Source organism: Thorsellia anophelis DSM 18579 (assembly GCF_900111395.1).
Classification (GTDB): domain Bacteria; phylum Pseudomonadota; class Gammaproteobacteria; order Enterobacterales; family Thorselliaceae; genus Thorsellia; species Thorsellia anophelis.
In genome coordinates, this window is sequence record NZ_FOHV01000016.1 from 17,997 (window position 1) to 41,922 (window position 23,926).

Consider the following 23,926-nt stretch of genomic DNA (forward strand, 5'->3'; position numbering starts at 1 on the left):
ATTACATTTTTTTATGGTACAGCATAATTTGAACACATTTACGTTAACGCTTATTAATACTACTGGTCAAACGCTCGAAACACTTTCCATACCCCTTAATTCAACTAATCCGATTCCAATTCAAATTGGGAAGGGCACAATTATAAGATTACAAGACGATGAAACAGGCCTAGGACCTAAAAGAATTGTTGCAAAAAGGGTTGGCGATGATTTGCATATCTACTTCGAAGATGGAGATGAATTAGTCGATGTTATCGTTGAAGGCTATTACTTAAATCCTGAATTATTTGATATTCAAGGTGAAGTCACTGAAGGTGAATGGGTCTCTTATTTCCCAGAAGAAGGGGATGCGGCGAGTGTTATTGCACAGCTAGAAGATGGCAATCTCAGTGGGCAAATTTTACAAGGGGATTTTGAAAGCGCATTTTCTCCCTTGACCCTTTTAGGATTAGCAGGCTTAGTTGGTGCAGGCGTGATTATTGCAAGTAATAGTGATTCAAATGATTCAAATGGATCTGTATCTACACAGCAAAATCCCACGGGTGTGATATTTAGTGAAAATACCAATGCGAATGATAGAGAAATCTCATTAGGAAAAAGTAATTCACCAATTGATACTAATGATGCAACGCCGATATTAAAAGGTACGACAACACCAGGTGCCACAATTGAAATTGTCATTAAAGATAATGATGGAAACCCAATAAAAGTTGATGATGGTACTGGCACTGAAATTGATCTTGTCTATACCACTAAGGCTGGACCTGATGGGACTTGGGAAATTGAAATAGGGAATCCAAATACTCATGTCACTGGGCCAACCTTAGCATTACCAGGTCTACCGGATGGGGATTATCAATTTGAAATTAAGCAAAAATTTCCTGATGGAAGTACAGACAATAAAACAGTTGATGTGGCCGTTGATACAGTAAATCCAATTTCAACTACTTTTAGCATTACGGATAATGACGTTAGCTCTGATTATTTAATAACGGACACCCCATTGATTCAAGCTTTTGGGCTCTCTGATGAAGGAGGAACATTAATTATTTCTCTTCCAGAAACTCAAACAGCCATACTAAGTGCAAGAACGTCAAACCCGAGTATTGAAATTGAATTCAAAAAAGACGGAAATGGTGTTTGGAGTGTGGATTTCTCTGATCAAGCAACACGAAATTTATTTGAAGAAGCATTCCCTGAGGGATTTTCTGGCGATACCAGCTACAGTTTCACAATTAAAGATAATCAAGCGACAGATCAAGAGATTACTTTTAGAGGCAAGGTAGTTGATGGAAGTAATATCAAGAATATTACTGTAGATTTGAATGCACCGAAAAAGGATCAAGTACAAGGCAATCTGATTATTGATGATACTACTAAACCTGCTTTAACTAACGATGATACACCAAAATTAACTGGTAGCGTTAAGCTCGGTAATGGGGAAGAAATAGGCTATATTAATATCACGGTTACTCCGCTTAATAAAGATGGGGTGGTTATTGGTAAAGATATCACAATCATGGTACCTGGTAGTCAAGTTGACCCTTCCACAGGTAAGTGGGAATACTTCTGGGATGAAAACAATCCATTACCAAATGGAATTTATAATTTCAAAACTGTTGTGGTGGATAAAGCGGGAAATGAAGGTAAAACTGAAGAACATAAAATCGAAATTAAATCAATTCGTCCCCAACCAATTGATATTGATTCTATAAAAGTAGGAGATGATGTTGGTACTCGTCAAGAAGACAATGTACTAGATGATAGATATTTAGGTAATCAAACCGATGACAGCAAACCTACTATTAGTGGTGAAGCTGAGGTTGGAAATGATGTCATTGTTAAAATTAAGAAACCTGATGGAACAGTTGTATTAGAATCCCCTGAAATAAGAGTGAGCGATACTGACGCTGATGATAAGGGTGAATGGAGCTTTACACCTGATATAGAATTGCCTCCTGGTGAATATATCATCGAGGTTTTACAAAAAAATCCATTAGATCCTGAATATAGACCTAGTCCTCCAATTAATATTGAAATTACCGTTGGTGAGGATTCTCCGTTAGCAGGAGTCAATCCTAAAGACGTAAGCGTAAAAGATGATCAAGGTTTGCTACAAGAGGGTAACATTTTAGATAATTCTCATTTAGGGAATGCAACTGATGATAGTAAGCCGACTTTTTCAGGTCAGCTCAAACCAGAAGATACAAATTATCCAGGTACAACAGATCATATCGTCGAAATCACTCTAAAAAAACCAGACGGTACAATTGCTAAAGATGATAAGGGTAATAACTTAATATTCAAAGTACCAGTAGATAGAGAGGGAAATTGGGAGTTTACACCTATTAATCCAATTCCAGATGGGGATTATAAAGTTGAAATGGTTGAAAAAGATGCTGGTGGAAAATCTAGCCCCAAATCTGATTTTCCATTAACTATTGATACTAAAGTTGACGCACCAATCTTTAAAGTCGTTGATGATGTTGAGGGAATAACAGGTACCATTTTAAATAATGGTGTCACTAACGATATATCTCCTACATTGAGTGGCAAAGCAGAACCGAATGCAGACATTACTATCGTTATTAAAGATAAAGATGGAAATGAATCTTCTGTTATTACTAAAGCAGATGCAAATGGTAACTGGAAGGTGGATGCAGAACTTGAAAGTGGTGACGGTAAATATACCTTAAGTGTTACACAAACAGATGCCGCAGGTAATAAGAGTCAGCCTAAAGATCATATCATCAATTTAAATACCGAGGCGCCTGCTAAGGTTACGGATATTAAAGTTAAAGATGATATAGGCGATCGCACGGAAAATAATGTCCTTGACAATACGTACCAAGGCAACGCAACTGATGATAATAAACCAACGATTTCAGGTAAAGGTGAACCAGGCGGTTCTGTTACTATAACCGTTACCGATTTAGCTACGGGTGATATTGTCGCGAATTATCCTAATATTCCAGTAGATAAAGATGGTAATTGGTTATACACACCAGAACAAATGCTCAAAGATGGTAACTTTGAATTTTCCATAAAACAAACCGGTCCAAATGGTGTTGCTAGCGATGATGAGAAATTTCAGTTAAAGATTGATACTGATGGTAATTCTGTTAGTGATATGAAAGTGAGTGATAATGAGAACCCAAGGCTTGAAAATAATATTTTAGATAATGCCTTTATTGGTGAATCAACAGATGACAAAACGCCAACAATATCAGGCTCAGGCAAACCGGGTAATATTATTGAGCTCATTATTCAACCAAAAACACCAGGTCAACTTGAAATTAAAGTTTCAGTTCCTGTGGATACTGATGGTAAATGGACATATACACCACCTGAACCAGGTTTAAGTGATGGTGAGTATACCATCATCGCTAAAGAACGCGATCAAGCTACAGGTGCAACAGGTCCAGCTACAGAAGTTGATATCTCTATTGATACAAGTGTTCCGCCTGCGTTAATGAAACCGAAAGTAGAAGATAATCAGCTCAGTATTACTGAAGATAATATTTTGGATAATACCTTACCAGGCGAGGTCACTGATGATACAACGCCAACTTTAAAAGGCCAAAGTGGTGTGCCAAATGGTGAAGTTAATATTACCTTTAAAAATACTGACACAGACGAGACTTTTACTGGTAAAGCCAATATTGATAATAATGGAAATTGGCAATTTACACCATCCCCAGAATTACCTGATGGTGATTATGAAGTAACAATTAATCAATCAGGACAAAACGGTAAACCAGGACCTGATACTCAGTTTGGATTTAAAATTGATACTAATTCACCTACTGATCCTGTTACAGATATTAAAATAGGTGATGATATCGGACCTAGGACTGAAGATAATATTCTCACCGATGAGTCATCGGGCGGATATCTTGGCAATATAACAGATGATACAAATCCAACATTTTCAGGAAAAACTGATCCTGAAAACGGCGTGTTGATTGTCATTAAACCGACGGATCCTACAAAACCACCAGTTATCTATAATGTTCCTAAAACTGACATAGGTGAAGATGGAAACTGGGCATTTACTCCGCCAGTAGCGTTACCTGATGGCGATTATAAAGTGGAGATCTTCCCAACAAAACCTGAAACAGGTGCTAAAGGACCTGTCACTGAAGTTGATTTAACGATTGATACGACTATACCTCCTAAATTAGAAGGTTTTAAGGTTGGTGATGATGTTGGCTCTCGTGAAGAGGATGATGTATTGAGTAATCCGCCAACAGAAGGATCATTTATTGGTAATGCAACAGATGATAATCAGCCTACTATTTCTGGCGATGACGCTGTTGCTGGCGGAGAAGTAGAAGTTACTCTTAAACGTGATGGGCAGCCTGATATTGTTGTTACAGTTCCGGTGGATTCAGACGGTAAATGGAGTTACACACCAGAAAGTCCACTAGATGATGGTGACTACACTATTGAGCTAAAACAGATAGGTCCGAATGGTAAACCTAGCGAACCTGAATCATTCCCACTAGTGATTGATACTGCTAAACCCGGTGATGTAACGGATTTAACATTGGTAGATAATGTTGATGCGAGAGTTGAGGGTAACGTTTTTGACGATACATATGCTGGTAATTCAACTAATGATATAACCCCTACATTGAGAGGAAAGGGAACACCGGGTGATTTAGTTGAGATAACCGTTGTGAAAATCGATCCTGAAACTGGGACTGAAACCGTACTTGAAACAAAAGAAGTCACTATAGATGAGAATGGAAATTGGCAGTTTGAGAATACGACACCATTTGTTGATGGTGATTATCAGTACCAAATAACGCCAATTAATCCTAATACTGGCGTTAAAGGCAATACAATAGAAAAAGACTTCACCATAGATACATCAAATGGGGGGTTAACTGATATTAAGCTTGAAGATGATGTTAATTGGATTGGCAAAGATGGCGTTCCAAAGGAATCTGAAACTATTCCAAGTGGAAACGCTCCATTACTTGAAGGTAAAGGTAAGCCAAATGAAACGATCACGATTGAAGTTACGGATGATGAAGGTAATACACAACATTTGGAAACTAAAGTTGACCCAGATGGTAACTGGAAGTTAGATCTAGCTACTAATCCACCAGTCAAAGAAGGGGGGACATTTACGCCTCCGACAGGTGGAGATTACACTGTTAATGTGGTCCCGACACCGCCTTCTGCAATTTATCCAACCATTATTGATGGTTTTACCAATGATAATAATCCGACTATTTCGGGCAAATCAGATCCAGATGCCGATATTGAGATAAAAGTATTAGATAAAAACGGTAACGTAGTTTTGGATGATACTGGAAATGATGTTGTCGTAATGGGTAAAGCTGATGAGAATGGTGATTTTAGTATCAATCCAGGGCAATTGCCTGATGGTGAATACAAATTTGAAATTACCTCAAAAGATCCAGCAGGTAATCAGTCACCACCAGTGACAACAGCACCTATCATTATTGATACAATTAAGCCTGGTAATGTGACATTTACGGTGAATGATGATAAGACAGATGAAATAAAACTTAATGACAGTGATCCAAATACAGATGGCACAGGATTGATTATTAAAGGTGATAGAACTAATGATAAGCGCCCTGAAATCAAAGGTTCTGGAGCTGAGCCTGGTAATACCATTAATGTACTTGTAATGGATAAAGATGGGAATCTACTCGAACCTGATTTATCAGGTAAAGCGATTGTCGATGCTGAGGGTAACTGGAGTTATCTCATCCCAGTGATGCGTGATGGTGACTATCAGATAGTTACCACCCAAACAGATAAAGCAGGTAATACGAGTGATGTTGATGAAGATGCTAAAATTAACTTTAGCGTGAATGCTGATCTGTTTTATCCAAGTAACATTGAATATTCTGATAGTGTGTTTGGTGATATTAGTTCAAGTACAACACCAACTATTTCGGGACTTGGAAAACCAGGTGATGTAATTACCGTTGCAGTGAATAACCCAGATGGTACAGTTGCATTTACACAAGAAACAACTGTAGGTGAAGATGGAAAATGGTCTGTCACATCACCATCTACTTTGTCACCAACGACTGATTTTGATAAACCATATCAAGTTTATGTTACAGGTAAAAATGAGTGGGGCGATGAGTTAGTCGTACCACCATTAGATTTAATCATCGATAATTCTCCACCTGCCATAGGTATTACAGTTAACAATATCAGCAATGCTCAATTTGATGATGCAACAAATATATTTGGTACTAACGATAAAACATTGATATTTTATGGCACGATTGACAGGCCGCTTGATAAGCATGAAACCATGGAAGTATTCTTACAAGGTGGTTGGCGTAAAATTAATCCAGAGGATATTATTTTAGGAGAGGATGGGAAATATCACTGGAGTTATGACAATAGTAATCAGCCGTTTGCTTTAGCGACTTATAATTTACGAGTTAGAGTGATAGATGCTTTTGGTAGAGTTTCAGAAATGCCTAACCCACCAAAATTTGCTATTTCTGCACCTGCATATGCTCAAAAACCAACGTTTGATTTGGTGATTGAGGAAGATATTGAGCAAGATTCTACACCTATAAAAGGGGTTAATAAAGAATCAATGACATCTGATAGTACCCCAATACTCTCAGGAACAGGAGTGCCTGGCGATACAATTAAAATTTATGTGGATGGTAAATTTACTGGGGAGACTACAACTGTTGGGTCTGATGGCAAATGGAAACATGAATTATCTCAAGCTTTGGGTGATGGCAAACATACATTGTCAGTTAGTGCTGTTAACAATGGAAGTGAATCAGCTCCGACTGATAATTACGAGATTGTGGTAGATACGACAGCGCCAACAGCAACGGTGACGCTTGATAACATTAGTGCTAACACAGGTGAAGATGCCTCAGTTACAGATGATAATACGCTTTATTTCTTCTTGAATGTCGAAGGTGAATTGGCCAGAGGCGAAAAAGTTCAAATTAAGATTGGCGATAACGACTGGGTGGATGCTTCGCAGTTACCAGATGGGCGCTGGGTATATGATAACACAGCTGTTGAACTTCCTGATGGTGAATATGATATAAAAACCCGTGTTATAGATAAGTTTGGCAGAGTAAATGAATCTGACAATACTACTATTGGCGGAGCAGATGAAGGTTATACATTTAAGATTGATACGACACAAGCAAACCAGATCGATCCGAATTTAAAAATAACCTCGGTAGACGCTGATGCGCCTGATAGAGAGAGCATTATTAATGATAATTTGTATCTTAATGATAATACTCCTACTATCATAGGTGAAGGCACGCCTGGCGACATTATTGTTATTTACTCTAATGGAATTGAAATTGGTACAACAACCGTCTATGAAGATGGCATGTGGGAATTTAATATGCCTTATCAGACTGATGGCGCCTATGTGGTTTCAGTGGCAAGTGGTAAAGCTAATGAATTAGGAGAGTTAGATAAATCAACGCTTTCTAGACCAACAAATTCCGAACAATATGTAGTGGATACGACGCCACCTAATGTCATGGTTAATATGACAGGGATCAGTGTGGACTCAGGTGATGCGGGGAATCGTAGAACAAGTGATGAATCACTGATCTTATACGGTCAAATAAGCCAAGCCTTAAAAGAGGGTGAAAGTTTACAAATCCGGTTATGGCAAAATAGTGCGAGTATTTTTAATGGGTCTGCTTATGTGGTTGATCCTAATTTGAAAATTGCATTAGATACAGGCTGGATTACAGTGAAAGCTGAAGATGTTGATAATGGCACGCTTAAATGGGTATTCGATTTTGCTAATTCAGATTACGCAAAATCCCAGGCCGCGATTGATCAAGGTATCATTGATGGTAAATTACCACTTGCTGATGGTGATAAGAATTTAGGTACAGGTGCATCTAATGGTAAGCCTCAAATCAATATTGAATTTAGGGTTGTAGATGAATTTAACCGTGCGCAAGTTTCTCCTCCTGATTACGCTAAGATTGTTGCAATCAATACAGCTCCGTATAAGGACGGATATTTTGGAGAATTTAAGCTTAATTCTGACCAAGGCGAGGTTCTAGCTGATGCAGAAGTAAAAGATAATACTCTAACATTAAGTGGAAACCTTGATATGAGTAAAATCAGTCTTCCGGCTGGAACTGATGGTTATACTATAGCTGGTATTACTGTGATAATTCATCTTAATGGACAACCATTCTTAGTTGGCGCACCAGTAGATTTGGTAACAGGCGCATGGTCTTTTGATATACCAGCACTTAAAGCAGGTAACTATGAAGTTTCCATGAGCTTAAATTTATTATCAACAAATCCAGCAATTAATCCTGTTACAGGTGCACAATTTCCTAATGTCAGTTATGAAGCAAAGGTTACTGAACCATTCTATTTCAAAGTTGTGAATCCAGATGTGGAAAATTTAGCAACAACCACTTCTGAAATATTGATTGATCTAGTGCCAGATGACTTAGAAAACCTAAACATTATCGGAACTAAACAAAGTGAAGTTTTAAGCTTAGCTCATCTCAATTTTGATAAGATAAGTGGAGATGCTGGTCTTGATACGTTAAAGGTGGAAAATAAGCTAAGCATCGATCTGTCTTTATTTAACGATGCTATTGATAATATTGAAATCTTTGATTTAAATAATACAGGTAGTGAGCTTAAAGTAACCTATGCTGATATTTTGAAAATAGGAACTCAGAATAATGAATTGCTAAGTCAATTTGATTTTGCAGATTTTGGGGTTGAGCAAGATGCATCTATCATGTTAATTCAAGGTAGTGAACATGATCTAGTTTCTTTAGATTCAATATTAGGCCATGAGCAAGTGAAATCGATTGGTAAGGTTGAAAATATAGTTAATCATGAATTTTATGACGTGTATCAGGTTACTAATGGTGGAACATCACAGCAATTTGCTTATTTAATTCTAGATGAACAAATACAGTTTAATCATTTTTAAATTGGCCAGGTAAATAAAATTACGTAACAATTTTGAAATGTTGTACGAAAAATAGTTAAGCTCTTCTTGATAGTTTTCTTAAAGCGTAGTTTTAAATATTATTACCGCGCTTTTTGAAAACACAGGGAGTATTTTCGTTCTATGTTTTTTTAGCGTATTATGTAATTCTAATTTATTAGGTAGTTTGGTTTATTAGCAAATTTATCTAATATGACAAAATATGATTTAATGTTTGTTTTGAAGATAATGTAAGGTGTGTTTGAATTCGAATAAGAATAGAACAATTAAGGTGCTTAAGAAGGTTAACCGATAGTAAAAATGGTAATCGAAGATACTAAGCTTGCATAATTTTAGCAAATAGCAACTGCAGTAATGAGCAATTGCTATGGCTAGGTATCTTATTAAGATATATGCTTTAATTTAAGATCAAGTAATGAACTTAAGTGATAATCAGCAAGCCCAAATCTAGGGTCATTAAAGTCATCTTCATTTGATACAACTATTGAACGCATTCTTGCTGCTTTTGCAGCTATCATACCATTAATAGAGTCTTCAAGAGAGACACAAGCAAGAGGCGAGACCTCAAGTTGATTGGCTGTTTCTAAATACACTTCAGGATGAGGCTTGCTATAAACCATATTTTCAGCTGAGACCACAACATCGAATAAACTGCTTATGCCAAGTGAATCTAATACACTTTCGATTAGTTTAGTAGGGGAGGCAGAGGCTAAACCAACTAGTAAGCCGTTTTCTTTACAAAGGCTAAGTGCGTATTCTACACCTGGTAAAACAGGTTTATGATCATGGATGAGTTTACTTGCCGTATCATTGATTTCATCAACCATATTAACTAAGTCTAGACCTGTTTTTGACGCAGCATTAATCCAGAGTCTTACAACTTCATCTACTCTTAGTCCACGTGTATCAAGCAGGCGAGCTTGAGTTTCAGGATCTAAACCATAGTTCATGAGTACTTGTCTTTCAGCTTGTTTCCAAAGTGGTTCTGAATCTATTATCAAGCCATCCATATCAAAAATAACGGCATCAATTTTCATTTTATGTGGCATGTTAACTCCCCTCAGATGTATTATTAATTTGCAATATTTAAGTCTTGTATTGTTTATTTACATTTTTACATTATACGCTAAAAAAAAATTTATAGTTTGATAATAACTTCAAATACAGATTTTTAGTATTAAATTTATGAAAAAACTTATAAAAATGCATTTTTTTACGCTATATTGCTTAATATTGTAGTTATGGCAATCGCAACCTAGACTATTTATGTATTTGTGAGCAGACTTGACTTAATAATGCTTCGGTAGTTTCTTGTGTGATAATGGCATTAATAGGAACATACCACCATGAATCATGAGCGAAATCAAGACACTTCATCGCATCCTTTTCAGTCATTAAAATAGGTAGGGAATTAGATTTTATTTGATGATAGGTTAAATCGGTTTCTTTAAATTGATGATGATCTGGAAAGGGAACACACTTATGCAGGTCTACACGATAGTGTTTCAATAAATCAAAAAAACGATCAGGGAAGCCTATTCCAGCAATTGCAATTACCTCTGTAAAATGAGTAATAGGTATTTGTTCGTTAGTGACTAGATTCACTGCATTTAAAGGCGATAAATATAAAGCAGCACACATTATCGGGTTTGAAAGGTGTTTTATTTCAACAGAGTTAATTCTTTGTACATCATGGTAAGGTTTAAGGTCGTTTTTTGATGTGCCATAATTAAATAATAGCGCGTCAACTTGCTTAAGACGATTTGCACGTTCTCTCATTGGGCCTGCAGGAAGCCACCAGCCATTACCAAATTGTTTATAGGCATCGATTACTACCCATTCAATATCACGTTCAAAGGCGTAGTGTTGTAGGCCATCATCACTTATAATTAATTGTATATTCGGATGGGTATTTAGCAATAATTCAATCGCTTCTTTTCTATTCGGCGAAATAGCAATCGCAGCTTTCGTTCTCCTATAAATTAAAAATGGTTCATCTCCTGTTTCTATTGCATTATTTGTTTCAGTTACTAATAAAGGATAGGAGGGGGCTTTTGAACCATAGCCTCTTGTTATGACACCAACTTCAATCCCTTTTTGCTGAAGTTGTTCAAGTAACCAGATAACTGTTGGCGTTTTTCCGTTACCACCAACAGTTAAATTGCCTATTACAATAATAGGGACAGGCGAACGATATGTTTTAAAGATTCCGATACGATAAAAACAACGCCTAATAAGTACTACAAATCCATACACAAGGCTCAAAGGCCAAAGTAGCCAGAATAAATATCTATTTTCAAACCAAATGTAATGAGCTAATTTTTGCATGTTATTCATCTATACAAAGCAACTGTGTCATGATTCATTTTATGCATCCCCAAATTGCATACGATGTAACTGAGCATATGCACCTTGATGAGTAATGAGTTCATTATGTTTACCTTGTTCAATTATCTGCCCATCTTGCATAACTACGATTAAATCTGCCTTTTCGATAGTTGATAAACGATGGGCTATAACAAGGCTAGTTCTATTTTTTTGCAGGGCATCAAGTGCACTTTGTATTGCTCTTTCAGATTCTGTATCGAGTGCCGAAGTTGCTTCATCTAAAATAAGAATAGGGCAATCGCGTAAAAGTGCTCTTGCGATTGCTATCCTTTGACGTTGGCCTCCGGATAATAAGACGCCATTTTCACCTATCATGGTATCTAATCCTTCTGGAAACGTATTGATAAATTCCATTGCACTTGCTAGCGTCGCAGCTTTCTCAATTTCTTCTCTAGTGTATTTATCGGATGTAGCGTAAGCAATATTATTCGCTATCGTATCATTAAATAGATGGACATGCTGTGAAACAAGTGCAACTTGGTTGCGTAAAGATTTTAATGTAAGGGATGTAATGTCAGCCTCATCTAAGGTAATACTGCCAATTTCATAATCATAAAAGCGGGTTAATAAACTGACTAAAGTCGACTTTCCAGAACCGGAACGGCCAACTAATGCTACCGTTTGCCCTGCTTTTATTGAAAAATTAATATTTTCAAGCGCAGGTTTGTCTTTTCCTTGATAGGTAAAGGTAATATCTTTGAAAGTAATATTTCCTTCTGCACGCACTAATTCAGTTGTGCCAGTATCTTTTTCTGTTTGATTGTCTAATAAGGAAAATAATGTCTGGCAGGCCGCCATACCTTTTTGAAATTGGGCGTTTACGTTACTGAGTGATTTAAGAGGTCTCATCAATCCAAACATAGAAGAAAATACGACTGTAAAAGAACCTGGGCTCACACTTTCCATTACGCTAGGGAAGCTTGCGGCAAAAAGTACAAATGCAAGTGCAAACGATGCAATCAGTTGAATGATAGGATCGGCAATAGCAGTAGCAGCAACCAGTTTAATACTCTGCTGGCGCATATGGTTGCTTACATTATCAAAGCGGATTTTTTCATTTTCTTGTCCACCGAAAATGAGGACTTCTTTATGTCCTTTTAGCATTTGTTCTGCGCTAGTGGTAACTGAACCCATAGCATTTTGCATATTCTTGCTGATTTGTCTGAATCTTTTTGAAACAAATCTGATTATGAATGAGACGAAAGGGGCAATTACTATAAGAATGAGGGAAAGTTGCCAACTAAAATAAAACATCATTGAAAATAGCACAATAATAGAAGCACCTTCTCTTACTATTGTTACCAACGCTCCTGAAGAGGAAGATGCAACTTGTTCAGAGTCATAGGTTATTCTTGATAAAAGTGAACCTGTTGATTGCTGATCAAAAAAAGATACGGGCATTTTCATTAAGTGAGCAAATAAATTGCGCCTCATATTCATAACTACATGACCAGATACCCAGGCTAAACAATAACTAGAAATAAAACCACTTGCACCTCTGATAATCATAATACCAATGATTAATAGAGGTAGCCAGACAAATAGGCTAGGATCTTTACCAGTAAAACCATTATCAAGTAGAGGTTGTAGCATGGAAATCATCAGCGCATCACCAGCAGCATTAATAACTAGCGCTATTGCTGCAATAATAATGCCTATTTTAAAAGGAGCAATTGTTGGCCATAGGCGTTTGAAAGTCTGCCAAGTCGTTAAGTCAGAATCAATTGATGTTTGTGTATTGTCAGTATTAAGTTTGCTCATGCAATCATCTATGTAAAAGTCAAATAAAGGCATTAAACAATAAAATAGCAAAAGATTTTAGCTAGGCTACTGTACTGCTTAATGCACCGAATAATATACAATAATATCAGCTGAAATTCATTTTTTGACATTATGCTTACATTAATCGATGGAAGAAGCTACATTTCTAGATTTTAATCGTCTAGAAATGTAGAATAAATTACCTTATTGAGGTTAGAAAGAGGCATTGCGTGGTGTACGTGGGAATGGGATCACGTCACGAATATTTTGCACTCCCGTTACGTAGGCGACTAAACGTTCGAATCCTAAACCGAATCCAGCATGAGGTACTGTACCATAACGGCGTAAATCTCTATACCACCAATAATCTTCTTTATTTAATCCCATTTCAAGAAGGCGTTCATCTAGTTTATCTAAACGCTCTTCACGTTGAGAACCACCTATGATTTCTCCTATGCCAGGTGCTAAAACATCCATCGCAGCAACGGTTTTTCCATCTTCATTTAAACGCATATAAAATGCTTTGATATCTTTAGGATAATTTTTAACGACTACAGGAGCACAAAAGTGCTTTTCTGCTAAATACCGTTCGTGTTCAGAAGCTAAATCAATTCCCCATTCTACCGGATTTTCAAAAGGGTGATTGCAATTTTTCAAAATTTCAATTGCATCGGTATAATCAACTTGCGCAAAATCAGAAGTAACAAATTTTTCTAATCTAGTGATAGCCTCTTTATCTATTCTATCTGCAAAAAAAGCCATGTCATCCGCTCTTTCCTCTAGCACGGCTTTGAAAACATATTTCAGCATGTGTTCAGCAAGTTCAGCAACATCGTCTAAGTTTGCATAAGCAACCTCAGGTTCAACCATCCAAAATTCGGCCAAGTGTCTAGTTGTATTCGAGTTTTCAGCTCTAAAGGTAGGTCCAAAGGTGTAGATTTTTGAAAGGGCACATGCATAAGTCTCACCATTAAGCTGACCAGAAACGGTCAAAAATGCTTCTTTAGCAAAGAAATCTTTATCAAAATCCACTTTACCATCAGGCGTGCGAGGAAGATTTTCTAAATCTAGGGTGGAGACTCTAAACATTTCCCCAGCGCCTTCTGTATCAGCTGCCGTAATGAGAGGTGTAGAAACCCAAATATACCCATTTTCATGATAAAAACGATGAATTGCTTGCGATAAACAGTTTCTGACACGCGCAACAGCTCCTATCAAATTAGTACGTGGGCGTAGATGAGCAAATTCACGCAGATATTCAACTGAGTGTCTTTTAGCCGCCATAGGATAAGTATCTGGATCTTCAACCCAACCTACAACTGAGACATCGGTAGCTGATAATTCAATATTTTGGCCTTCAGCTGGTGAATCAACTACAGTACCTATGACTTCAACTGAACAGCCAGTTGTCAGGCGAAGTATATCGTTGTCATAATTACTTAAGCTATTAGCTGCGATGACTTGTATCGCATCAAAGCAAGAGCCGTCATAGATATTAACAAATGATAGCCCAGCTTTAGAATCGCGACGGGTACGAACCCAGCCACGTACCTTAATTTTACTGCCAATTTCGGCTTTCCCTTTTAATACATCTACTACAGAATATACTGGTATAGTCATAAATTCATTCTCTCTTGTCTGACAACGTTCAAAAAATTAGGGATCCTACATTCATTTAATATAGCAATACTCAATAATGCTTTTTTGATTACTTGAACATCAAAAAAGCAAGATACAAAAAACTGCACGTTTTATTATTTGTTAGATCGTGCATTTAATTCATTATTTAAAATATTAGCTAGAAATGGTACAAAAAATTATCGAGTCTAGAGTGACGATTTATACCTAAACTTGATATATTTAATGCCTAAGCATTTAGCTATAGTGAGTGCTATATTTATTACACATACAGTCAATCTTAACAATTTAAAGCCTATCAGTAAAGTATTTACAAACGATGGCTGTGTGTATGATAGTACCATTTAAACAATTTAGTGGTAATTTATCCTAAATTTTTATGCTATGACTAAGCAATTTTTTCCTGAAAAAATTCGTACTGACTATGAATATTTATTTACTAGGGTTTTTTAGCAATAAACACGGCTCTTAAAGGCGCTGGGTACCCTTCAATTGTTAGGCTTGAATTGTTTGGGTCTAAGAAATCTTGTAAAGATTCATTTTGCATCCAATCAGTTTTTCTCTGTTCTTCAAAAGTTGTAATCGTTTTATCAACTAGTTGAATTTCTGTGAATCCCATTTTTTCCAGCCATAGAATAAGCGCATCACATGATGGAATAAAATAGACATTGCTCATTTGAGCATACCTATTATGCGGTACAAGTATTTTTGTAGCATCACCTTCAATAACAAGTGTTTCTAGCACTAATTCGCCACCTGAACGTAGTTGATTTTTTAGTTGTAGTAAATGGTCAAGTGCAGAGCGTCTATGATATAAAACCCCCATGGAAAATACGGTATCGAAAGCATTTAATTCAGGAAGCATCTCAATGCCAATTGGCAGGTGAAAAGCATTAAAAGGGTGGTTTAGTAGTTTTCTTACTGCCATGAATTGACATAAAAATAATTCAGTAGGGTCGATGCCAATTGCGGTATGCGCACCTTCACCGAGCATTCTCCAAAGGTGATATCCACTTCCACACCCCACATCAAGTACCCATCTATCTTTAAGAGGGGAAATGTGCTGAATTAACCTGTTCCATTTAAAATCAGAACGCCATTCAGTATCGATATCGATCCCATGTAAAGAAAATGGTCCTTTTCTCCATGGCATCAATGTTTTCAGTTGATGCATTAACCCTTTGATTTGCCCTTCAGAAAGTGGGGTTGTTCCTTTTACACTAACACTATCTTTGAATTCGATTTCGTTAGGTTCAATGAGAGGCATATTTTCAATCGCCTTATGCCATTTATAATTTGGTGAATTAAGTAAGGTAGCTGGATTATTTTGAATCCAAAGTGCTAACTGTGCTGGAAGCGTTTCAAGCCAGTGTGATAAGTGGCTTGAAGCTAAGTGTTGATATAAAGTTTTGTATTGTTGCTCGATTAGTTGCGTTGTTGTAATGGACATGCATTATCCCAAAGAGAAATTAATAATCTAAGATTTAAGAGATTAAATTATGATTTATTGCTTAATAGCTACCATAGAACCAAAATTAAAACATTGATACCAAACAGTGCTATGTTCAAAACCAGCCTGTTTTAATCTTGTAAGATGTGTTTCTATATTATCAGGAATCATAACATTTTCGAGCATACTACGCTTCTGGCTAATTTCTAGTTCACTATAGCCGTTTGCTCGTTTGAAATCATGGTGCATATCGAATAAAAGGGAATCAATAAGCATATCTTGGAAACTCAGTTTATCAGAAATAATTAAAGCCCCTTTTGGATTCAAGCCATGATAGATTTTTTTCAATAAAGCGAGGCGTTTTTCTGGTTTGATAAACTGTAAAGTAAAATTTAAGACCACTAAACTCGCTTGTTTTATCTCTACTTCATTAATATCGGCATCTATTACATCAATCTCTATAGGAGAGATAAACCCTGAAATGCGTTGCTTGCATTTTTCAACCATTGCTTCAGAGTTATCAACGGCAATAATTTTACAACCATGTTCTGAGGTTGATAGTTGAGCTGAGAGGGCTTTTCTAATAGAAAGACTAGCCTCGCCTAAAGAGCATCCTAAATCATATATTTGACTATTAGGTGTGACGACTCGTTGTGCTAACATACCTATCATAGTAATTATATTTGAGTAACCTGGTACTGAACGTTTTATCATATCAGGAAAAACATCCGCAACTTTATCATCAAATGTCCAATCGCCGAGCTCTGAGATTGGAACTGAAAAAAGTGTGTCTTTAGCGCTATGGATTAAAATATCGTTTTTTTTAGGCGTTAAAGAGGAGTTTAAGTTAGTGTCTAGGTCTAAAGTTGACATGGTTATCTGGATTTCCCAAAAATGATTAATGGCATCAAAAAAAATTGCTTTACTGAAGTAAAAATTAATATAAATAGAAATATGGGTGGTATGGTTAAAGCTTGTAAAGCTTTATTTAGCTTTTCTGAACTATTTTATTGAACTAATTGCTTGGCTGTTTAGAGTGATTGATTAGTTTTGAAACAATTCTATTGCGTTTTTTGAGCGCTTATCCCATATAATTCGCATTAATGATCTATTTTATCAAATTTTATAAGTTATGTTAAAGCTTTAATCTATTTTTCATCACAAAGTCGCCAGTAAAGTCCATTTCTAGGCTACAATAGCGTGTAAAACAGATAAAATGCACATTTAAGTGTATTAATTTTAGTTATTAATTGGAGGTAAGTGTGGAAGGTACATTAATTTTCTGCCAAGATGGCGTATTAAGATTGCAAGCTGATTTTGATGATAAGGAGGCCATCCCACTCGCATTTATCCAAAAATTTGCTCATGCAGAGAATGATGACCTTTTCATGTTCGATTATCTTAATCACATTGTACGATGTGAGGAAGGGGTGACCCTTGCAAATATTATGTTTGCAATTGAACCATGGAAGAAATTTTTATCTAAAATGTTGGGTATTGATCTGGAATCGTATTTAACTGAAATTAGAAAGCCAACTGAAATCGAAAATGATCTTGATTGGATTAGTGTTTCGACTATTACGATACTTGCAAAACCAGATAATGTCGTTAACCCAAGCATAGTGGAAAGTGTTGGTGCTATGCTATCGAATTTAGAAGGTCTAGCAAAAGGTTTTTTTATGGATAGTAGCACAAGGGCACATGGGTATATTAAAGACGATCCGAATGCATATGCAATTGATTGTAATATTCAGTCACTTAAAAATTTACCAGTTTATATTGATGATTTTCATTACTTACTTGATTATCAAAATGAAGAAAGTAAATCACATTTATTCAATCAGCGTTACAGTGGTGTAAAAAAACATGCAATAAATGGTAACTATATTGAAATTGTTCAATCGTGTAAGCTAAAAACATTTTTGGAAGGGTTATTCAAAAAAGGTCTATATTATCCTACACCTGAAATTTCAGCTTTAGAAAATGCTAAACTAGATGCGATAAGTGAATCGTTGAATGATATAGACTATGAGCAAAATTTACCGGCTAAAAATAACCTGACTGTAGTAGGGGACAATAATAAACCGGAAACTGAAGTAGTGAATATGACTGACAGAATGATTGAGAATTTAATGCAGCAAGATGAATTAAGTGATGTGCTCGAGAGCTTTCTTGAATATTTTGATGAAAGACAAAATGAGTGGGATTCATTAACTGAAGCGTGTCATCAAGATGATGATTACCAAATTCGTATTGGGCAGATAAAGTTTGCAAAAGCACCACAAAGAATCTTATTAGACGCTATTTTACCTGAAGAGTAATTTGAATTATTTGAAATTTTTAGTTGAATCGACTTTAAGAGCATTTACTAGCTCTTACTCAGTTTAGTGTTAATTGGTATATTCACTTGGGTAAAGCATATCCCAAGGAAGATAGTACAAATTAAATATAATCATGATGAGTAATGAGCTGAATGTGAGCGTCATGCCAAGTTTTCTAAAGTAAAAATCATGTTGCTTTAAACCATAAGCATGCATTAATCTGCCAGCTATAAGTGAAATGCCTGAAACGTGCAACATCCAATTGACAGCGCCATTCATTTCCATCATTAGCATCAATAAGCATGCAATTGGCATATATTCAACAGCATAACGATAAATTCGAAGTGCAATTTGCAATTCGTAAAATCCACCGTCTCCATGCCAGACACCATATTGCGTACGCAGTTTAATCACGTCATACGCAAGTTTAAGTATCAGTAAAGCAGTTATTGCAACATAAAGGGCACTTAGCATTTTAACGCTCCTAATTTTTTGGTAGAGTATATTCTATCAGATTTCCGTATTTAATTAGAAAAACTTTGGAGAAATTTATGATTATTGGGGTACCTAAAGAAATTAAAAACCATGAGTATAGAGTCGGACTAATACCTAGTGGAGTAAAAGAACTCGTTAAATTAGGTCATCAAGTTATAATACAATCAAACGCGGGTGCCGAAATTGGAATTTTTGATGAAGATTACGTTGAAGCGGGTGCAATAATTGCTATAAATGCACAGGAAGTCTATTCTAAAGCATCGCTAATTGTTAAGGTGAAAGAGCCATTGGCAAGCGAAAGAGCTTTTATTCATTCAGGCCATACTTTATTTACTTATTTGCATCTGGCAGCAGATGAATTACAAACTCAAGATCTTATAAATAGTAATGCAATTTGTATTGCTTATGAAACAGTTACTGATCAATATGGTATGTTACCTCTTTTATCTCCAATGTCGGAAATTGCAGGCAGAATGGCTGTCCAAGCAGGCGCAACAACCCTCCATAAATCAAATGGAGGAAGTGGTGTTTTATTATCTGGTGTACCAGGTGTTGCTGCTGGTAATGTAGTTATTTTAGGTGGTGGAAGTGTAGGCAGTAATGCTGCCCGTATGGCTGTTGGTATGGGGGCTAATGTTACTTTATTTGATAAAAATATTGCTGTACTACGCCGTTTAGATAATGAATATCAAGGTCGTATTGATCTTGTATATGCAACTGAACAATGCATCGCTGATGCATTAAAGCATGCAGATCTAGTGATTGGAGCTGTTTTAGTGCCAGGTGGAGCTGCCCCTAAGGTTGTGACAAAAAATATGTTAAAACACATGAAACCTGGTTCAGTAATGGTGGATGTAGCAATCGATCAAGGAGGGTGTTTTGAGACATCAGTGCCGACAACTCATGATGAACCTACTTACAGTGTCGAGGGTGTTGTACACTATTGTGTTGGTAATATGCCGAGTGCTGTAGCTAGAACTGCTGCTTTTGCACTTTGTAATGCTACACTTCCTTTTGTTCAGCAGCTAGCTCAATTAGGAACCAATGAAGCATTAAAACGATCTATTCATTTGCAACATGGTGTGAATATTTATAAAGGTAAAATTACTCATGAGGGTGTATCTCAAACATTTAATATGCCACTACATGACTTAATCACTTTATTAAACTAAGCTAATTTAGTAGGCTTTTTGTTATTTCATGTGGGATTGATGAGATTTTTTAGTTTATCCTACATCATTTATTATTCGATATAATTGCATAAAAATCCAATAAGATAATTTATTTATGCAGTTAAGGGCCTCAGCCCAGACAAGAGTGACACTCTCGACTCGTGAGAGCTTGGTACCGTTTGATTGCACTTTATTTTCCAAAATAATCCTTTAATGTGCATTATCTTACAATATTAGTCGAGGGTAATTAAACTGGAAGAATTAATTAAGTTACTTCAATGTGTGCGTAAAACTTTGTCTTGTAGGGCTGAATCTAAGCAGGGGATATGAAGTAGTTTTATTGAATTGAGGGTGATTAATAATCATCTGCTTTGTTAAACTTAACCAGTTCAAGCTGAAAATAGCTTGGTCCATCTATTACATAGCTTAAAGTGATCCTGCAAATAATTATAAATAATCGCTCAATCATCAAATTGAGCGATTAAGTTATCAGCTAGTCCTTAATAAAAGGTAAGCTCTTATCTTGACTTAAGCTCAATACCCCAGCATTAACATAAACTGAAAGTTTATCTCTTGTATCAGCAATATCTAAATTTCTCATTGTCAATTGACCAATCCTATCTAAAGGTGAGAATGTAGATTCGCCTTTTTCCATAGTAAGACGGTCTGCATGATAGGTTAAATTCACAGATTCAGTATTTAAAATTGAGTAGTCATTTCCGCGTCTTAATTCTAGTGTCACTTCACCTGTTATTGCTTTAGCAACAAATCTTTGTGCTGCATCACGTAACATAAGCGTTTGAGAATCAAACCATCTACCTTGGTATAATAAACGACCAATTTTACGCCCATTTTCACGGTATAGCTCAATGGTATCTTCGTTATGTATACCTGTAACAAGTCTTTCATAAGCAATAAATAGTAATGCCATACCAGGAGCTTCATAAATTCCCCGGCTTTTAGCTTCAATAATACGGTTTTCAATTTGATCACTCATGCCTAATCCGTGACGACCACCAATTCGATTTGCTTCCATAATTAATTCAACAGGATCACGAAATTCAACACCATTTAAAGCTACAGGAAAACCCTCTTCAAACCGTATGGATACCGTTTCAGGTTTAATTATTACGTCTTCTTTCCAAAACGCGACCCCCATTATTGGATCAACAATTTTTATGCCACTATTCAAGAACTCTAAATCTTTGGCTTCATGCGTTGCACCGAGCATATTAGAGTCTGTAGAGTAAGCCTTTTCAGCAGACATTTTATAATTAAAACCATTTTCTGTCATAAATGCAGACATTTCTGCTCTTCCGCCTAATTCATCAATGAACAGTTGATCTAACCATGGTTTATAGACTTTTAGCTCTGGATTAACTAATAGGCCGTAACGATAAAACCGCTCAATGTCATTGCCTTTATAAGTACTTCCATCCCCCCAAATATTAACGCCATCCTCTTTCATGGCGGCAACTAGCATTGTGCCTGTTACTGCACGGCCTAGTGGGGTTGTATTAAAATAGGTTATTCCAGCGGTTGAAATATGAAATGCACCACTTTGAATGGCGGCAATGCCCTCTGCTGCTAGTTGTGAACGACAATCAATTAATCTTGCTTTTTCTGCTCCGTATTCGATTGCTTTTCGTGGGATAGCATCATAATCACTTTCATCAGGTTGACCTAAGTTTGCCGTGTAGGCATACGGAAGAGCATTTTTTTTACGCATCCAGTGCAAAGCTGCACTAGTATCTAATCCACCTGAGAAGGCAATGCCAACTTTTTCATTAACTGGTACAGATTGAAGAATAACAGACATATCGTTCCTTATTATTTTAGTAGTAGAGTGTTATAAAGTGACTCATGATCTCTCCATTCACTGAGGTAAGTCATGATGTTTTAATTATTTGTTTAATAAGTTCTAGTAAACCTTAAAATCGAGATAAAATCAATAGTCCATGTAATATAAGTGAATATCTATTCATTTTTATGATTCTTAATAGATGTTTCATATCAAATTAATTAGCTATTCGATAAAATTTATTTATTTGTACTGGTTAACTATTTTAAGAAAATGAATAAGCATGGATTTTGAAGTAATTCTGATAGTGTTAGAGAGTAATCCTTAATAAAGTTTTAATATTCATTATCTTGGTGGTTTTAACTTTGTTTTTTTATTTTTATCAAAAAAATGTTGTGTGATGCTGGTAAAGATATAACTAGCCTAGTGATTCGTTTGTGTAAAAAATGCGAAGTAATTATTTTGCTCTACACGAAGAATAAGTCTTTTAATCTTAAACATAAAAAAAGCACAACATAGTTGTGCTTTTTAGTTTATCTAGTTTTAGATGACTTATTGTGATTTAGGCTTAAAGTTTTTTAATACATCTTGTATTACATCAGCAAGTTCATTTGCTACGAATTTAGCAACATAAGCATCCGCACCAACTTTTTGTACATGATCTTCACTTGCATTTCCAGATAAAGAAGAATGAATAATAACTGGAATATTTTGCATGTCTTTATGTGCTTTAACTTTACGGGTAAGTGTAAATCCATCCATTTCAGGCATTTCTAAATCTGTTAATACTAGTGCAATTTCATCAGTAATGTTTTTACCATTTTTCTCAGCATTTGCAGCAAGTGATAATAGAGTATTCCAAGCATCTAATCCGTTGTTTTCAATTATGTAAGGTAGATCCAGTGATTTTAAGCTGCCTTCAATAAGTGCCCTTGCGAAACCAGAGTCATCTGCTGCAAGGATTTTACTACCAGGTTTAATTTTAACATGGTGTGGTTGAAGTTTATCTGCTGAATCTTCGTTTTGACGCCCAGGCATAACTTCTCTTAAAATTTGTTCAACGTCTAATACTTGTACTAAGTGGTGTCCTTTTTCTGTTTCAAATCTTGCTATGCTTGTAACGAAGCCACCTTCAGTATTTTGTTCTGCCGAGACAACTTGGCTCCATTCTAAACGGACTATTTCCTCAACAGCTTCTACAGCAAAAGCCTGAGTTGAACGCGAATATTCAGTTACAAGCAAAATATTAGGTTTTTGCTCACTTTCACCATTAATCATTTTAGGAAGATCGATTACAGGCAGAACTTGTCCACGTATTTCAGCCATACCTAACAACATTTCAGGGCCTCTCGCAATTTTAGTTATGTGAGGCATTACCATAATTTCGCGAACTTTAAAAACATTGATACCGTAAAGTTCATCTGTATTATCAAGCCTGAAGAGAAGAAGTTCAAATTTGTTGGTATTTGTTAGATTGGCGCGTTCGTCAATCTCTTGCATTGTATTATATGATTTGGACATATTTTACCTTCGTATCTTCTTAGTTAAAAGTTCTTAATGAGCCGTTTTTTAGCTCTGTTTCAGCAATAAATCAAAGCAATTGACATCAATGTAAGAGTTAGTTTCTCAATGTAATTGAATTTGTCTTGTAGTGTGTCTTACATGGTTATTGCATTATAAATCAAAAAATACTGTTTTCTAAATCATTTTATCACAACTTAGCCATAGTATAAAAGTCTTATCGGTATTAAATCTTGACTCTTTATGATATTTGTTACAGATTGTAGCAATCTTATGCGCTGATTAAAACCACTAAGCAAAAATATTCTCAGTAACTTGCTGATGTTACGTATTGAACTGCTTATAATGTTTGTACTATTGAGAATGTCTTTTTGATTATGAAATTGTAAG

General features: G+C 36.0%; 12 protein-coding genes. 3 read left to right on the forward strand and 9 right to left on the reverse strand.

What is annotated here, in order from left to right:
* Positions 1-13 precede the first annotated feature (13 nt).
* Positions 14-8,971 carry an Ig-like domain-containing protein gene (locus BMW37_RS09905; RefSeq protein WP_093320430.1) on the forward strand — a complete coding sequence of 2,986 codons (8,958 nt, stop codon included), beginning with the start codon at positions 14-16 and terminating at the stop codon, positions 8,969-8,971.
* Between the two features lie 401 nt (positions 8,972-9,372).
* On the opposite strand, the gene hxpB is transcribed toward BMW37_RS09905, so the two are convergent.
* From hxpB to cmoA, 6 genes are all read right to left on the reverse strand, one after another.
* Entirely contained in the window at positions 9,373-10,038 is a 666-nt protein-coding gene (hxpB, locus tag BMW37_RS09910; protein WP_093320432.1) for a hexitol phosphatase HxpB, read from the reverse strand.
* Between the two features lie 211 nt (positions 10,039-10,249).
* On the reverse strand, positions 10,250-11,317 hold the full coding sequence (gene lpxK, locus BMW37_RS09915; protein WP_093320435.1) for a tetraacyldisaccharide 4'-kinase: 1,068 nt from the start codon (positions 11,315-11,317) through the stop codon (positions 10,250-10,252).
* A gap of 39 nt (positions 11,318-11,356) precedes the next feature.
* Entirely contained in the window at positions 11,357-13,138 is a 1,782-nt protein-coding gene (msbA, locus tag BMW37_RS09920; protein WP_093320437.1) for a lipid A ABC transporter ATP-binding protein/permease MsbA, read from the reverse strand.
* 213 nt (positions 13,139-13,351) lie between these two features.
* Positions 13,352-14,758 (reverse strand): asparagine--tRNA ligase, encoded by a 1,407-nt coding sequence (gene asnS / locus BMW37_RS09925; protein ID WP_425441786.1) that lies wholly within the window; start codon positions 14,756-14,758, stop codon positions 13,352-13,354.
* A 457-nt stretch (positions 14,759-15,215) separates the two neighbouring features.
* Complete coding sequence (cmoB, locus tag BMW37_RS09930) at positions 15,216-16,226, reverse strand: tRNA 5-methoxyuridine(34)/uridine 5-oxyacetic acid(34) synthase CmoB (RefSeq protein WP_093320440.1); 1,011 nt, start codon at positions 16,224-16,226, stop codon at positions 15,216-15,218.
* A 54-nt stretch (positions 16,227-16,280) separates the two neighbouring features.
* A complete protein-coding gene (gene cmoA, locus BMW37_RS09935; protein ID WP_093320443.1) occupies positions 16,281-17,099 on the reverse strand; it encodes a carboxy-S-adenosyl-L-methionine synthase CmoA in 819 nt (272 codons plus the stop codon).
* Between the two features lie 389 nt (positions 17,100-17,488).
* On the opposite strand from cmoA, the gene BMW37_RS09940 reads away from it, so the two are divergent.
* Entirely contained in the window at positions 17,489-18,547 is a 1,059-nt protein-coding gene (locus BMW37_RS09940) for a hypothetical protein (protein ID WP_093320448.1), read from the forward strand.
* 69 nt (positions 18,548-18,616) lie between these two features.
* Here BMW37_RS09940 and BMW37_RS09945 read toward each other — a convergent pair whose 3' ends face one another.
* Positions 18,617-19,021, reverse strand: coding sequence for an MAPEG family protein (locus BMW37_RS09945; protein WP_093320451.1), 405 nt, complete (start codon positions 19,019-19,021; stop codon positions 18,617-18,619).
* Between the two features lie 77 nt (positions 19,022-19,098).
* On the opposite strand from BMW37_RS09945, the gene ald reads away from it, so the two are divergent.
* A complete protein-coding gene (gene ald, locus BMW37_RS09950) occupies positions 19,099-20,214 on the forward strand; it encodes an alanine dehydrogenase (protein ID WP_093320455.1) in 1,116 nt (371 codons plus the stop codon).
* A 493-nt stretch (positions 20,215-20,707) separates the two neighbouring features.
* Here ald and argG read toward each other — a convergent pair whose 3' ends face one another.
* Positions 20,708-22,033, reverse strand: a complete 1,326-nt coding sequence (gene argG / locus BMW37_RS09955) for an argininosuccinate synthase (RefSeq protein WP_093320457.1) — start codon at positions 22,031-22,033, stop codon at positions 20,708-20,710.
* 534 nt (positions 22,034-22,567) lie between these two features.
* Complete coding sequence (locus BMW37_RS09960; protein ID WP_093320460.1) at positions 22,568-23,536, reverse strand: chemotaxis protein; 969 nt, start codon at positions 23,534-23,536, stop codon at positions 22,568-22,570.
* Positions 23,537-23,926 lie beyond the last annotated feature (390 nt).

Bases quoted from the DNA above. Each gene is read 5' to 3' on its own strand.
- hxpB (WP_093320432.1), bottom strand. From the start codon at position 10,038: ATGCCACATAAAATGAAAATTGATGCCGTTATTTTTGATATGGATGGC.
- cmoB (WP_093320440.1), bottom strand. From the start codon at position 16,226: ATGTCCATTACAACAACGCAACTAATCGAGCAACAATACAAAACTTTA.
- BMW37_RS09960 (WP_093320460.1), bottom strand. From the start codon at position 23,536: ATGTCCAAATCATATAATACAATGCAAGAGATTGACGAACGCGCCAAT.
- ald (WP_093320455.1), top strand. From the start codon at position 19,099: ATGATTATTGGGGTACCTAAAGAAATTAAAAACCATGAGTATAGAGTC.
- lpxK (WP_093320435.1), bottom strand. From the start codon at position 11,317: ATGCAAAAATTAGCTCATTACATTTGGTTTGAAAATAGATATTTATTC.
- BMW37_RS09905 (WP_093320430.1), top strand. From the start codon at position 14: ATGGTACAGCATAATTTGAACACATTTACGTTAACGCTTATTAATACT.
- BMW37_RS09945 (WP_093320451.1), bottom strand. From the start codon at position 19,021: ATGCTAAGTGCCCTTTATGTTGCAATAACTGCTTTACTGATACTTAAA.
- argG (WP_093320457.1), bottom strand. From the start codon at position 22,033: ATGTCTGTTATTCTTCAATCTGTACCAGTTAATGAAAAAGTTGGCATT.
- cmoA (WP_093320443.1), bottom strand. From the start codon at position 17,099: ATGTCAACTTTAGACCTAGACACTAACTTAAACTCCTCTTTAACGCCT.
- asnS (WP_425441786.1), bottom strand. From the start codon at position 14,758: ATGACTATACCAGTATATTCTGTAGTAGATGTATTAAAAGGGAAAGCC.
- msbA (WP_093320437.1), bottom strand. From the start codon at position 13,138: ATGAGCAAACTTAATACTGACAATACACAAACATCAATTGATTCTGAC.